The organism is Streptomyces sp. NPDC005492, from assembly GCF_040605995.1.
Classification (GTDB): Bacteria; Actinomycetota; Actinomycetes; order Streptomycetales; family Streptomycetaceae; genus Streptomyces.
This window is the reverse complement of the sequence record NZ_JBEXDX010000016.1, coordinates 118,993-132,390: the sequence shown is the minus strand read 5'-3', so window position 1 is coordinate 132,390 and position 13,398 is coordinate 118,993. Positions and strand designations below refer to the sequence as shown.

Annotated in this window: 8 protein-coding genes; 2 read left to right on the top strand and 6 right to left on the bottom strand. The window is 67.4% G+C overall.

Translation table 11 applies throughout. The features are described 5' to 3' along the window. Positions 1-2: 2 nt before the first annotated feature. Genes ABZT04_RS22750 through ngcE form a run of 3 tightly spaced genes read right to left on the bottom strand, consistent with a single transcriptional unit; the run spans position 3 to position 3,399 of the window. Complete coding sequence (locus ABZT04_RS22750) at positions 3-938, bottom strand: carbohydrate ABC transporter permease (protein ID WP_356058736.1); 936 nt, start codon at positions 936-938, stop codon at positions 3-5. A 17-nt stretch (positions 939-955) separates the two neighbouring features. Continuing rightward, positions 956-1,891, bottom strand: a complete 936-nt coding sequence (locus tag ABZT04_RS22745; RefSeq protein WP_356058734.1) for a sugar ABC transporter permease — start codon at positions 1,889-1,891, stop codon at positions 956-958. A gap of 59 nt (positions 1,892-1,950) precedes the next feature. Continuing rightward, the gene (gene ngcE, locus ABZT04_RS22740; RefSeq protein WP_356058733.1) at positions 1,951-3,399 is read right to left on the bottom strand and encodes an N-acetylglucosamine/diacetylchitobiose ABC transporter substrate-binding protein; all 1,449 of its coding nucleotides are present in this window, start codon (positions 3,397-3,399) and stop codon (positions 1,951-1,953) included. Between the two features lie 370 nt (positions 3,400-3,769). Here ngcE and ABZT04_RS22735 point away from each other — a divergent pair, with 370 nt between their 5' ends. Continuing rightward, a complete protein-coding gene (locus ABZT04_RS22735; protein WP_356058732.1) occupies positions 3,770-7,552 on the top strand; it encodes a GH92 family glycosyl hydrolase in 3,783 nt (1,260 codons plus the stop codon). A gap of 7 nt (positions 7,553-7,559) precedes the next feature. On the opposite strand, the gene ABZT04_RS22730 is transcribed toward ABZT04_RS22735, so the two are convergent. The 3 genes from ABZT04_RS22730 to ABZT04_RS22720 all read right to left on the bottom strand — a co-directional run bounded on the left by ABZT04_RS22730 (position 7,560) and on the right by ABZT04_RS22720 (position 12,606). Then, positions 7,560-7,934 (bottom strand): hypothetical protein, encoded by a 375-nt coding sequence (locus tag ABZT04_RS22730; protein WP_355901962.1) that lies wholly within the window; start codon positions 7,932-7,934, stop codon positions 7,560-7,562. A 67-nt stretch (positions 7,935-8,001) separates the two neighbouring features. Beyond that, positions 8,002-11,274, bottom strand: a complete 3,273-nt coding sequence (locus ABZT04_RS22725; protein WP_356058731.1) for a GH92 family glycosyl hydrolase — start codon at positions 11,272-11,274, stop codon at positions 8,002-8,004. A gap of 324 nt (positions 11,275-11,598) precedes the next feature. Next, complete coding sequence (locus tag ABZT04_RS22720) at positions 11,599-12,606, bottom strand: lytic polysaccharide monooxygenase (protein WP_356058729.1); 1,008 nt, start codon at positions 12,604-12,606, stop codon at positions 11,599-11,601. A gap of 342 nt (positions 12,607-12,948) precedes the next feature. Here ABZT04_RS22720 and ABZT04_RS22715 point away from each other — a divergent pair, with 342 nt between their 5' ends. Beyond that, positions 12,949-13,386: a glutaredoxin domain-containing protein gene (locus ABZT04_RS22715; protein ID WP_356058728.1), complete on the top strand. Its 438-nt coding sequence runs from the start codon at positions 12,949-12,951 to the stop codon at positions 13,384-13,386. The last annotated feature ends 12 nt before the right edge of the window (positions 13,387-13,398 follow it).

The following is a 13,398-nucleotide window of genomic DNA, read 5'->3' as shown; positions in this document are numbered from 1 at the left end:
CGCTACTTCAGCGTCGCCGAGGTCAGACCGGACTGCACCTGGCGCTGGAAGGACAGGTAGACGACGAGCATCGGGATCATGGCGATCGTCACGCCCGCGAAGAGAACGGGCAGGTCGGAGGCGTATCCCTGTTGCTGCTGGAGTTGGATGAGGCCCTGGGTGAGGACATAGCGCTCGGGGTCGGAGCCGCTCTGCGGCTGCATCAGGACCGTCGGCAGGATGAACTGGTTCCACTGGCCGAGGGTGTTGAAGATCCCGACACTGATCAGCCCGGCCTTGGCCATCGGCAACATCACTTGGAAGAACGTCCGGGTGTGCGAGGCGCCGTCGAGGATCGCCGCCTCGAAGACCGCCGTGGGCAGCGTGCGGAAGAACGCGTGCATGAAGAACACCGTGAACGGCATCGAGTAGGCGATGTAGACCAGGATCAGCCCCTGGTACGTGTTGAGCATGTCGAGGCGCTTGACCATGAAGAACAGCGGGACCAGCGCCAGGAACACCGGGAACATCGCGCCGGCGACGAAGAAGTAGTACAGCAGCCGGTTGCCCCAGAACTGGTAGCGGGCCAGCACGTACGCGGCCATCGAACCGAACAGCATCGTCAGCGGCACCGAGAACACCAGCACGATCACGGTGTTCACGAAGTAGTCGCCGATGCCCTTGCTCCAGGCCCGCCGGAACACGTCGAACGACCAGTTGTGCGGCCAGCCGAAGGCCGAGTTGCCGATCTGCACATCGGTCTTGAACGAGCTGAACACCAGCCACAGCAGCGGCAGCACGATCAGCAGGGCCCACAGGGCCAGGAAGCCGTGCGAGAAGGCGTTCAGTACGACGCCCTCGCCGCGTGGCTCACCGGGCCGGGCGCTGGGCTTCCCGGCCGAGGGCTGCGGCGGGACGGTGCCGCCCGCGGGGGCGGTCTCCTTGAGGGGTGCGCTCATCGTCGTATGTCTCCCGCTCAGAACTCGATGCGCTCACGGCGGGTGGCGCGCAGCGTGACCACGGACAGGACCAGGGTGAGCAGCAGCATGACAACGCCCATCGCGCAGGCGTAGCCGCTCTTCCCGAAGTAGAGGAAGTTGCGCATCAACACGGTCGACATGACGTCGCTGCCATGGTCGGGACCGCCTCCGTAGGCGCCCATGTTCGAGGTCATGGAGGAGACCAGGACGAACATGTCCATCGCGATGATGCCGAGATACACCCAGGCCGTCTGCACGGTCTCCCAGAGCAGCGGCAGGGTGATCCGGAAGAAGGACTGGGAGCGGTTCGCGCCGTCGATCAGTGCGGCCTCGTAGATGTCCCGCGGAATGGACTGCATGGCCGCGGAGAACAGCACCAGATAGAAACCGACGCCGTGCCACACCACGACCGCCATCAGCGCCCAGAGAACCACGTTGGGCTCGTTGAGCCACTCCACCGGATTGTTGGCGTCCACCAGGTGGAGTTTGATCAGGAAACCGTTGAGCAGACCGCCGCCGTCGCTGCGGTACACCGCGTTGAACAGCACCGCGAGAATCGCCAGCGACAGCACCTGCGGGAAGAAATAGACGATTTTGTAGAACCCGGAACCGGCGACACCCTGCACACCGCCGGCCTTGCTGCGCCCTCCCGCGTTCACCATGAAGGCGAAAAAGAGGGCCAGCAGAATGGTGATCACGGGGATGAACACCAGGAACAGGAGGTTGTGCCAGATGGCCTCCTTGAAGACGTCGTCGTGGAGCAGCGTTCGGTAGTTGTCCAGCCCGACGAACTTGAAGCTCTGCGACTCGCCCTTCCAGTCGGTCAGCGAATAGCCGAACGTCTGGATGTACGGCCAGATCACGAAGATCAGATAGAGCGCCACGGGAACGAAGAGAAATCCCGCGACGAACCTGTACTGCCCTTTGCGCATTGGCGTTTCCTGCCCCTGGTGTCCCGAGCGTGATCAGGTGGTGCGATCAGGCCTTGTGATCAGGAGTGCACGTTCTTCTTGGACGCCGGGTCCTTGGCCTGCTTGTCGACGGCGGCCTGGCAGCGCTTCAGCCACTCCTTGGGCTGGATGCGCTTGGACATCAGCTCGTTGGACGCGTTCTGGATGGAGGTGTCCATCTCGCTGTACCAGTCGGGGTAGAGGTAGCGGAAGGTGTTGTCGCCGGCCGCCTTGGACGCCTCGACCGTGGACTGGGTGCCCGGGCGCAGGGTGACGCTGGAGTCGACACCGTCCTTGAGGATGGTGAGCGAGTTGGCCTCCTTGGCGAAGAGGGTCGACCACTCCTTGGAGAGCATGTGGCGCATGAACTCCTTGGCGCCGGGGAGGTTCTTGGCCTTCGCCGGGATGATGAAGGGCTCGCCGGAGCCGGCCCGGATCGCCTCGAAGGGCATCTTGCTGTCGGCCAGCAGCGGCATCGGCAGGAACTTCATGTCGAAGTCCGTCGGCGTCAGCTTGAGCTGCTCGTTCTCCAGCCAGGAACCACAGGTGATGAAGGCGGCCTTGTACTGGTTCCAGCGGGTCTGCGACTCGGTGTGGGTCAGGCCGTTGGTGCCGGGCATCAACAGGTCCTTCTCCACCACCTCGTAGATCGCCTCGATACCGGCCTGTGCGGCGGCGGAGCCGACGAACGCCTTCGGGTCGAGGTTGTCGATCGCCTTGACGGCGTCGATCCCGCCCTTCTTGGCGATCAGGTCCATGATGGCGACGTTGATGTAGTACGGGTACTTGCCCTGGTGGGCGAGACCCCCGATACCGGCCGCCTTCGCCTTCTGGCACAGGGCGATGAAGTCGTCCCAGGTCTTCGGCGGCGTCCAGCCCTTCTCCTTGAAGAGCTTGCCCGAGTACCACAGACCCCAGACCGTGTAGATGTAGTTGAGGGCGACGACCTTGCCCTCCTGCACACCCGGGTCGAGGGTGCCGGGGATCAGCAGATCGCGGACCTTCTTGGTCGGGTCGTCGATCGCGGGCGCGTCCAGCACGGGTGACAGGTCGAGCAGCTGGCCGTTCTTGTACAGGACGTCGACCTTGATCTGCTGGGCGCCGGAGTCGTCCACGATGTCCGGCGGGTTGCCCGCGTTGAAGCGGGGCTGGAGTTTGCCGGTGATCTCCTGGGTGCCGGTGTGGGTCGAGCTGACGCCCAACTTCGTCTTGAAGTTGGCCTCCCACGCCTTGGCGTAGTCGTCGCCGTAACCGCCCTTGAAGACGACGACGTCGAGCGTGCTGCCCTTCTTGACGCCGAAGGGATTCGTCTTGGACGTGGTGCCCGTGGTGTTGTTGTCGCTGCTGGTGTCGTCCCCGCCGCCGCTCGCACACGCGGCCAGGAAACTCATCGTGGGTACGGAGATCAGACCGAGTGCGGCCGACCTCTTGATCAATTCGCGGCGGCCGACGCCGCCCAAACCGTTGTTCTCGGCGGAAGTGGATCCCATGCTCAAGTCCTCGCCTTCTCCAGGACTCAGGCGGTGAACCGGATCCTCCCCGGCACCGCGGTCAGGTCGAGCTTGGTCGTGCAGGAGGTACTTCGTGCGTGCTGCTTAGGGAGCGGTGTCGAACGCGACAGGTATAGTCCACTTCCCGCCGACAGAGCAAGATCGAATGCAGGGTAGGTTGTCGGTCTTTTCCGAAGTGAGACCTGGCGGAAATATGAACGCCCTGTGTGTTCGATGACGGAGAAATCCCCGTTATTGCCCTCGAATGCCACACTCAACACCCTTGACATGCCAGGCCACTTGACTCCCTACTGTTCCTTGCGCGTCGTAGCTGACAACGTTGTCCAACGTGCAGGGAGGGTTCTCTCGTATGCGGCACAGATGGTGGAGTTCGGCAGTCGCACTGGCACTGGTGGTGGGCTCGCAGGGAGTGGCGGTCGCGCTTCCGGACAAGGCCCCTTCCCCGGGCGGGGAGTTCGCCTCCTCCTTCGAGACGGGAGATCCGGCACCCGACTGGCTCAACACGGTCGACACCGCGCCGGACGGCTCCAAGCGCGCCTCCGGCGTCGACGGCGGCTACAGCAGCGGCATCCCCGGCAATGTGACCGACCATGTCACCGACGTCCGGGCCAGCTCCGAGAACACGGGCGGCGGCGAGGTGAAGGAGAACCTCGTCGACGGCGAGTCCGGCACCAAGTGGCTGACCTTCGAGTCGACGGGCTGGGTCGAGTTCGACCTCGACAAGCCGGCCAAGATAGTGACGTACGCGCTGACTTCGGCGAACGACTACGCCGAACGCGACCCGAAGGACTGGACGCTCCAGGGCTCGACGGACGGCAAGGACTGGAAGACCCTCGACACCCGCGCCGGCGAGACCTTCGCCGAACGGTTCCAGACCAAGTCGTACGACCTCGCCGAGCCGGCCGAGTACCAGCACTTCCGGCTCGACATCACGAGGAACAACGGCGCGAGCGGCATCCTCCAGCTCGCCGACTTCCAGTTCTCGACCGGCGGCAGCACCGCCCCGATCCCCGAGGACATGCTGTCGCTGGTCGACCGCGGCCCCAGCGGCTCCCCCACCGCCAAGGCGGGCGCCGGCTTCACCGGGAAGCGGGCGCTGCGCTACGCGGGCCGTCATACGGCGACGGGACGGGCGTACTCGTACAACAAGGTCTTCGACGTGGACGTGCCGGTCGGCCGTGACACCGCGCTGTCGTACAAGATCTTCCCGCAGATGGCCGACGGCGACCGCGACTACGACGCCACGAACGTCTCCGTCGACCTGGTCTTCACGGACGGCACCTACCTCAGCGACCTCGGCGCGACCGACTCGCACGGCTTCGCGCTCACTCCGCAGGGGCAGGGCGCGGCCAAGATCCTCTACGTGAACCAGTGGAACAACGTCCTCTCGCGGATCGGTTCGGTCGCGGCCGGGAAGACCGTCGACCGGATTCTCCTGGCCTACGACTCCCCCAGTGGCCCGGCGAAGTTCCGCGGCTGGCTGGACGACCTGAGCATCAAGTCGGTCGCACCGGAGAAGCCGAAGGCGCATCTGTCGGACTACGCGCTGACCACGCGGGGCACCAACTCCAGCGGCAGCTTCTCGCGCGGCAACAACTTCCCCGCGACCGCGCTGCCGCACGGCTTCAACTTCTGGACCCCGGTGACGAATTCGTCGTCGCTGAGCTGGCTCTACGACTACGCACGCGCGAACAACGACGACAACCTGCCGACGCTCCAAGCGCTGAGCCTGAGCCATGAGCCCAGCCCCTGGATGGGCGACCGGCAGACCTTCCAGGTGATGCCGTCGGCGGCCTCGGGAACGCCCAACACCGCTCCCACCGCACGGGAGTTGGCGTTCCGGCACGAGAACGAGACCGCGCGCCCGTACTACTACGGCGTCACTTTCGAGAACGGTCTGAAGGCCGAGATGGCCCCGACCGACCACGCGGCCTCGCTGCGCTTCACCTACCCCGGCGACGACGCGAGCGTCATCTTCGACAACGTCACCGAGCAGGCGGGCCTGACCCTCGACAAGGACACCGGGACCGTCACCGGCTACTCGGACGTCAAGTCCGGCCTGTCCACGGGCGCTACGCGGCTCTTCGTCTACGGCGTCTTCGACGCGCCGGTGACGGACGGCTCCTCCAGCGGGGTCAAGGGCTATCTGCGGTTCAAGGCGGGCGCCGACCACACCGTCACCCTGCGCCTGGCCACTTCGCTGATCAGCGTCGACCAGGCGAAGGACAACCTGCGTCAGGAGATCCCGGACGGCACCTCCTTCGACAAGGTCAGGCAGCAGGCGCAGAAGGTGTGGGACAAGCTGCTCGGCAAGGTCGAGGTGGAGGGCGCGACACCCGATCAGCTCACGACGCTGTACTCCAGCATGTACCGGCTGTACCTGTACCCCAACTCCGGTTTCGAGAAGGTCGGTTCGACGTACCAGTACGCCTCGCCGTTCTCCCCGATGCCGAGCCAGGACACCCCGACGCACACCGGCGCGAAGATCGTGAACGGCAAGGTGTACGTCAACAACGGCTTCTGGGACACCTATCGGACCACCTGGCCGGCGTACTCACTTCTGACGCCCGGTCAGGCCGGTGAGATGGTCGACGGGTTCGTGCAGCAGTACAAGGACGGCGGCTGGACCTCGCGCTGGTCCTCCCCCGGCTACGCCGACCTGATGACCGGCACCTCCTCGGACGTCGCGTTCGCGGACGCGTACGTCAAGGGCGTGAAGTTCGACGCCGAGGCGGCCTACGACGCCGCCGTGAAGAACGCGACCGTCGTCCCGCCCTCCTCCGGCGTGGGCCGCAAGGGCATGACCACCTCGCCCTTCCTCGGCTACACGAGCACCGACACGGGCGAGGGCTTCTCCTGGGCGATGGAGGGCTACGTCAACGACTACGGCATCGCGAAGATGGGTCAGGCCCTCTACAAGAAGACCGGGGAGAAGCACTACAAGGAGGAGTCGGAGTATTTCCTCAACCGGGCCCAGGACTACGTGAACCTCTTCGACAAGCAGGCCGGCTTCTTCCAGGGCAGGACCGCGCAGGGCGACTGGCGCCTCGACTCCTCGAAGTACGACCCGCGCGTGTGGGGCTACGACTACACGGAGACCGACGGCTGGGGCTACGCCTTCACCGCCCCGCAGGACAGCCGCGGCCTCGCCAACCTCTACGGCGGCCGGAAGGCCCTCGGGGACAAGCTCGACCAGTACTTCAGCACCCCGGAGACGGCCTCCTCCGACTTCGTCGGCTCCTACGGCGGGGTCATCCACGAGATGACGGAGGCGCGGGACGTCCGGATGGGCCAGTACGGTCACTCCAACCAGGTCGCCCACCACGTCAACTACATGTACGACGCGGCCGGCGAGCCCTGGAAGGCGCAGAAGAACGTGCGCGAGGTGCTGTCGCGCCTGTACACCGGCAGCGAGATCGGGCAGGGCTACCACGGCGACGAGGACAACGGCGAGCAGTCGGCCTGGTATCTCTTCTCCGCGCTCGGCTTCTACCCACTGGTGATGGGCAGCGGCGAATACGCCATCGGCTCCCCGCTGTTCACCAAGGCGACCGTCCACCTGGAGAACGGCAAGGACCTCGTCGTCAAGGCGCCGAAGAACAGCACGAAGAACGTCTACGTCCAGGGCCTGAAGGTCAACGGGCAGACCTGGACGAAGACTTCACTCCCGCACTCGCTGCTGGAGAAGGGCGGAGTGCTGGACTTCTCCATGGGCTCCAAGCCCTCGTCGTGGGGCAGCGGCAAGGAGGCGGCGCCGGTGTCGATCACCACGAACGACAAGGTGCCGACGCCCCGCAGCGACCAACTCGCCGGTGACGGCGCCCTGTTCGACAACACGTCGGCCACGGACGCGACGGTGACCTCGGTGGACCTGCCGGTCACCAAGGCCACCAAGGGCGTCCAGTACACGCTCACGTCGTCTACAGACCGCACGAAGGCGCCGACTGGCTGGACCCTCCAGGGTTCGAAGGACGGGACGACATGGAAGACGCTCGACCGGCGCTCCGGTGAGTCCTTCGCCTGGGACAAGCAGACGCGCGCGTTCTCGGTCGCGTCACCGGGCTCGTACGCGCACTACCGCCTTGTCCTGACCGGCAGTTCGACGCTCGCGGAGGTGGAGTTGCTCGCCTGAGGTCCGGTCACGGCACGGGGAGGCGGGGCAGCAGTCGGCGCAACGCCTCCGCGTGCTGGTGGACCCGTTTGACCACGCCTCGTCTGGTCGACGCGAACACCGGGACGTCCTGCGGCGGGCCGCACGCGGCGGCCGTGTACAGGTCGTCCAGCCAAGCGCCGCTCCCCCTGGTGCCGTCCGGCGCCAGGGGGATCAGTCGTGTCAGGACCTCCGATTCGGCGCCGCCCAGGAACCAGACGCGCACCATGAGGTCCGCGCGCAGATAGCGCAGACCGCCGTCTATGTCCTCCGGCGGCGCGAAGCCCTCGTCCCCGACCAGGAACGCGAAGGCCGTACGCGCTTCGGCCCGAAACTCCTCGGGCAGGTGCGGCCGTTTACCCATCTGCGGATGCTCGCACGCGTCGATGTGCCCCCGCCACCGGAACGGGCGAGGGCACACATTGTGGACGTCAGTTCACCGCAAGGGTGAACACATGGAGATCCGGGTCGTCCGGAAGTGTCACGCTCTTGATGGTCTTGCCCGTGGGTGCCGTGAACGGCTTGGTGGCGAACACATAGGTGACGACCGGGTCCTTGTCCGCACCGGCGACATTGCGGTACGGGGCCCGGGCGACGACCTCGTTGCCGAACTGCACGGTGCCGCCGCCCCCGCCGACCGTCCAGTCCGTGAAGGAGAGGTCGATCGCGTCGGTTGTGCCGTCGGTGTAGGTGACGGTCGCCTTGGTCTGCTGGTTGCCGTTGACCGCGCTGCCGACGAAGGACAAGGCGCTTGCGGGCTGCGGGAGTTGGACGGTCTGCCCGGCCGCAGAGACGTTGTCCGGGCGTCCGCCCGGCGAGTTCGGCCAGGTGAAGCCGAGCCCGTCCACCGTGCCCGTGCCGCCGGGGGTCAGCCCGGCCGCCGCGAGGGCCTGGAGGGAGTAGCTCCAGCCGCCTCCGTCGTAGTCCGCCTCGTCGTGCTCGCCGGTGTCGTCGGAGACGCCGGTGTTGTTGTAGGCGGCGAGGAGAGTGCCGGGCGCGGCCACGGTGAGGGACACCGGCTGCTGGTACGAGGTGTCGCCGGAGGTGACGGTGACCTTCACGTCGTAGAAGCCCTGTTGGACGTCGTCCGCGGCGGTGAGGGTGATGTCCTGGGAGCCGTCGATCACCGTGCCCTGGGCGGGAGTTGCGGTGACTCCGGTGGGCGCCTCGACGCGGTAGCGGACCTCGGGTCCGGTGCCGCCGCTGAGGGACAGAGCCCGAATGTTCACCTTGGTGCTGTCGCCGGGGGCGAGGGTCGCGGCGGTCGGGCCCACGCCGATCTGGTACGGCTGTTCGCCGGTGCGGAAGGACGGCGGGGCGTCAGCGGCGGCACTGCCCCAGGTGCGGTTCGGGGTGGTGGAGAGGGTGTAGTCGAGGGTGCCGCCGTCACGGACGAGGGAGGAGGAGAGCCAAGGGCGGTGGCTGGTACGGCCGTTGACCTTCAGGGACTGGATGTACGGGGCGTCGGTCGCGGCGCCCTTCGCGCGGATGGAGATGTCGTTGCCGTACGGGCGGTTGATTTCGATGCGCTCGAACAGGGGTGAGGCGAGAGTGAGTTCGGCACGGGAGGGGACCTGGGGGTACATGCCGAGCGCGGAGAAGACGTACCAGGACGACATCTCGCCGAGGTCGTCGTTGCCGGGGATACCGGCGGGGTCGGTCGTCCAGAGCTGCTTCATGGCCGCCCTGACCGTCTCCTGGGCCTTGTAGGGCGCGCCCGCGTAGTCGTAGAGGTAGGGGACGTTGACGGACGGCTCGTTGTCCAGCTCGGACTTGTCGCCGCCGCTGCCGGTGAAGGCCCAACTCCCGTCCGCCTCGTGGAAGAAGGAGTCGAGGCGGGCGAGGGCCTTGTCCGTGCCGCCCATCGCCGCGAAGAGGCCCGCCGGGTTGTGCTGGACCATCCAGGTGTACTGGGCGGCCGTGCCCTCCACGAAGCCGTTGCCGGTGCCCGGGGTGAAGCCGGTGACCCAACTGCCGTCGGCCTTGCGGTTGGCGATGTAGCCGCCGGTGGGGTCGGCCGCGATGTTGAAGTTGTTCTGCCACCACTGGGCGCGCTCGGCGAAGTCGGCGGCCGTGCCCTTCTCCCCTGCCGCCGTGGCGAGTTGGGAGAGCGCGAAGTCCGCCGTGGACATCTCCAGCGTCTCGGCGGCGCCGCCCCAGGCGTTGGAGACGGACGGCATGTACTGCAGGGCCAAGTACTTGTCCAGGGACGGGCGTTGGCCCACCGACAGCACCGGCTTGCCCGAGGAGGACAGGTCCTGGGCGGTCGGTACGGTCGCCGCCCGCACCAGCGAGCCGAGTGCTCCCTTCAGGTCGAAGTCCGTGCCGCCGAAGGCGCGGATGCCGGCCAGGGCGGTGGGTGAGGGGTCGCCGTTCATGACGTGGGTGCCACTCGCGCCGTGCAGCCAGCGGTCCCAGACTCCCCCGTTCTGCCGGGCGAGTTCGTAGAGGGACTGGGCGATGTCGGAGCCGGTGCGCGGACTGAGGAGGGTGAGGAGCTGGACCTGGGAGCGGTAGACGTCCCAGCCGGAGAAGGTGCCGTACTGCGCCTGATGACCGCGCCCGACCGTGTGCACCTCGCCGTCGCTGCCCGTGTATCTGCGGTCGGTGTCGCTGATGACGTTCGGGTGCAGGAGGGAGTGGTAGAGCGCGGTGTAGAAGGTGGTTCGCTCGGCCTCCGTACCGCCGCCGACCTCGATCGCGCCGAGTTGGTCGCGCCAGGCGCGGTGGGCCGCGTCCTCGACCGCCTCGAAGGAGCGCCGCGGCGGGTTCTCCGCCGCGAGGTTGGCCCGGGCGCCGGCCTGACTGACGTAGGAGATACCGACCTTGACGCCGACCGGGCCGCTGCCGGGCTCGAACTCGACGTAGCCGCCCGCCCCCTTGCCCGCGACGGGCCGCCCGCCGGAGGTGAATCCGCCGGTGCCGCCGGTGGCGGAGGTGGAGCCCGGGGTCAGGGTCCCGTCCTGCCAGGTGCCGGTCGACTTGAAGGCGCGGTCGAAGTGGGCGGTGAAGTACAGGGTGTAGTAGGCGCGTTGGCCCTCGGGGTCTAGGTAACCGCAGAAGTTTCCGGAGGTGACTGACCCAGAGACCGTGCGGGTCCTCGGGTCGATGGTGACCGACGAATCGGTTGATCCCACCTCGGAGTTGGCTGTGCGGATCAGCAGCGAGGCAGGCTTGTCCGCCGGGTAGGTGAAGCGGCCGGAGCCGGTGCGGGCCGTCGCCGTGAGATCGGCGGTGACGCCGGAGGCGAGGCCGACCCGGTAGTGGCCGGGCTCGGCGGACTCGTCGGTGTGGCTGAAGTCGGAGGCGTAGACGGCGTCCTTGGTGTCGCTCGCCGGGGACGAGGTGACCTCGCCCGCGTACGGGAAGAACGGGATGTCGCCGCTGCCGCCCGCGCAGCCCGTGCCGGACATGTGGGTGAGGCTGAAGCCGCGGATGCGGGTGGCGTCGTACTGGTAACCGCCGGGCGCGGCGGTGCCGGTGGCGCTGCCTCTGGTGTTCTCCGGGCTCCAGGAGAGCATGCCGAAGGGCATGACGGCGCCCGGGAAGACATTGCCGCCGTTCTTGGTGCCGATCAGCGGATCGACGTACGCGCTGGGGTCCTTGACCAGTTGGGCCGGGACGGCGGTCGCCGCCAGGGCGGGGGTGGCGCCGCCGACCGCGAGGGCGGCGGCAAGAAATAGGGACATGGGACGGAAACGCATGACGCGGCCCCTCCTCCTTCGGACGGGTCGCGCACCACAGGTCGCACAAGCCGCGTGGACAGTAACGTGCGCCACCCGTACCACGGAAGGGCGCGTGCTCCGGCGCGGGCGCACGGGGCGGCCACTCGGACGGTGCACCTTGGTCAACTGGGTTGACATCGTTGTCCGTTGGAGCAGTAAAGTCATAGGGAGACCATTCGACAACGTTGTCGCACCGCAGCGTCGCCTCAAGCCACGCACCACCCGGGCGGGTTCACCCCCATGACCCGCCCGGCTCGCGGACCCGGTGGCCCCCCGCCCACCGGGTCCGCCCCGAGCAGCGGGTCAACCGACCTGGCAGGGCAGGGTCGTTGCCGCGTCGCCTCCGTCGCCGTTCACGACGTAGCCGAAGGTGGCGCTCTGTCCCGGACTCAGCGAGCCGTTCCAGTCGACGTTGTGCACCATCACGTCCTGGCCGCTGTAGGTCGCGTTGCCGTTCCACAGGCTGGCGACCGACTGACCGCCGGGGAGCGACCAGTTGACCATCCAGCCGAGCATCGGGACGTCACCGCTGTTGGTGACGGTCACCTCGGACTGGTAGCCGCCGGGCCAACTGCCCGTCGTACGGCGGGTGGCGGAGCAGACGCCCGGCACCGGGTCGGTGGGGTTGCCCGGGTCGTGAATGCCCGTCACCTCGCCGTTGCCGCCGTCGAAGACGACGTCGGAGCAGGAGTAGAAGGTCTCCGTGCTGTCCGAGCGCTGCCACACCATGTAGATGATGTGGCGCCCCGACTTGTTCGCCGGGAGCTGTCCGGTCCAGGAGTAGTTGGCCTCGACCGTGCCCGGGGTGCCGTTGAGCGGCGGGTGGTCGACGGTGAGGAACGGGGTGTCCTCCATGTCGTCCCAGGTGAGTGTCTTCGTCGGGTCGAAGCCGTCCTTGGTGATGTAGACGTAGAACCAACCCGGGTGTGCCGCCCAGGCGTTGTACGAGAAGTCGACCGTCGCGCCCGAGGTGAGGTGGGTGAGGGGCCAGTCGTCGCGCGGGAGGTTGAAGCCGGTGAAGTTGGGGTTGCCGCCGCTGCACAGCTCGCCGTCCGGCACGAAGCCGCGGGTGCGGCCGGCGCCGTCGGAGCGGAGCACGGAGAACCAGTTGTAGAACGGCGTGGTCCCGCTGACCTGTTGGGCCGCCTTGCAGGCCTGGTTGACCGGTTTGATCTCGCCGGTGTCGGTGAGGGCGTCCTGCCAGCAGAGGAAGGTGCGGCTGCCGGGTTTCATGGGGGTGCCGTGGGCCTCCGCCCGGCCGCCGGTGGCGAGGATCAGGGCCAGGGCGGGGATGGTGGTGAGGAGGGCCATGAGCACGAGGAAGAGGGCTCGGTGGGGGGTGGGGCGTGGTAATCGCGGCGTGATGTTCGATGAGGTTCCGTTTGATGCTGTCATAGACATGACACTTCTACGTCCCTTCGCTCGGCGGTCGTGAGGAACGTGCGGATGGGGATGCGTGGGGTGGGGCGATCCCGGGGGCATCAGACGGGTTCCGGACCGTCGGACGATGGGAGCGCTCCCACCCCACTTGTCCGTGAAGTTAGCGCGGACTGGGGAGGCTGTAAACGGCGGGCGGGGGGTTAAGTGGCGGGCGGGGCGGGGTTGTTCGGGGAACCGGTGGAGTATTCCGGCTCATCGGTAGTGTGGGTCACCATGATGCGCGCCTGGACCACGCCGATACTGCTCGCCCTCTGCGGCTCAGCCCTCGCGACCGCGCTGTTCTTCGGGGGGAACCCCGGCCCAGCCGCGGCACTCCTGCTGGTGTTCCTGGCGCTCGCGGGCCTGAACTCGCCCCTGATCTTCCCGAGGCCGACCGGCATGCGGGAGGCGGAGCGCCGTAGCGCGGTCGACGGCCGGCCGGTGGTCCTGTGGCGTCCGGGCTGTGCGTACTGCATGCGACTGCGCATCCGACTGGGCCGCAGCGGCCGCCAGTTGCACTGGGTCAACATCTGGCGCGATCCCGAAGCAGCCGCGGCGGCGAGGGCGGCCAACGACGGCAACGAGACCGTGCCGACGGTCGTCGTGGCGGGCGAGGCACACACCAATCCCGATCCGGCCTGGGTGCGCGAACAGCTCTCGCCTTCCGCGTGAAGTCCATACGAT

Bases quoted from the DNA above. Each gene is read 5' to 3' on its own strand.
- ABZT04_RS22750 (WP_356058736.1), bottom strand. From the start codon at position 938: ATGAGCGCACCCCTCAAGGAGACCGCCCCCGCGGGCGGCACCGTCCCG.
- ABZT04_RS22720 (WP_356058729.1), bottom strand. From the start codon at position 12,606: ATGGCCCTCCTCACCACCATCCCCGCCCTGGCCCTGATCCTCGCCACC.
- ABZT04_RS22745 (WP_356058734.1), bottom strand. From the start codon at position 1,891: ATGCGCAAAGGGCAGTACAGGTTCGTCGCGGGATTTCTCTTCGTTCCC.
- ABZT04_RS22730 (WP_355901962.1), bottom strand. From the start codon at position 7,934: ATGGGTAAACGGCCGCACCTGCCCGAGGAGTTTCGGGCCGAAGCGCGT.
- ngcE (WP_356058733.1), bottom strand. From the start codon at position 3,399: ATGGGATCCACTTCCGCCGAGAACAACGGTTTGGGCGGCGTCGGCCGC.
- ABZT04_RS22735 (WP_356058732.1), top strand. From the start codon at position 3,770: ATGCGGCACAGATGGTGGAGTTCGGCAGTCGCACTGGCACTGGTGGTG.
- ABZT04_RS22725 (WP_356058731.1), bottom strand. From the start codon at position 11,274: ATGCGTTTCCGTCCCATGTCCCTATTTCTTGCCGCCGCCCTCGCGGTC.
- ABZT04_RS22715 (WP_356058728.1), top strand. From the start codon at position 12,949: ATGATGCGCGCCTGGACCACGCCGATACTGCTCGCCCTCTGCGGCTCA.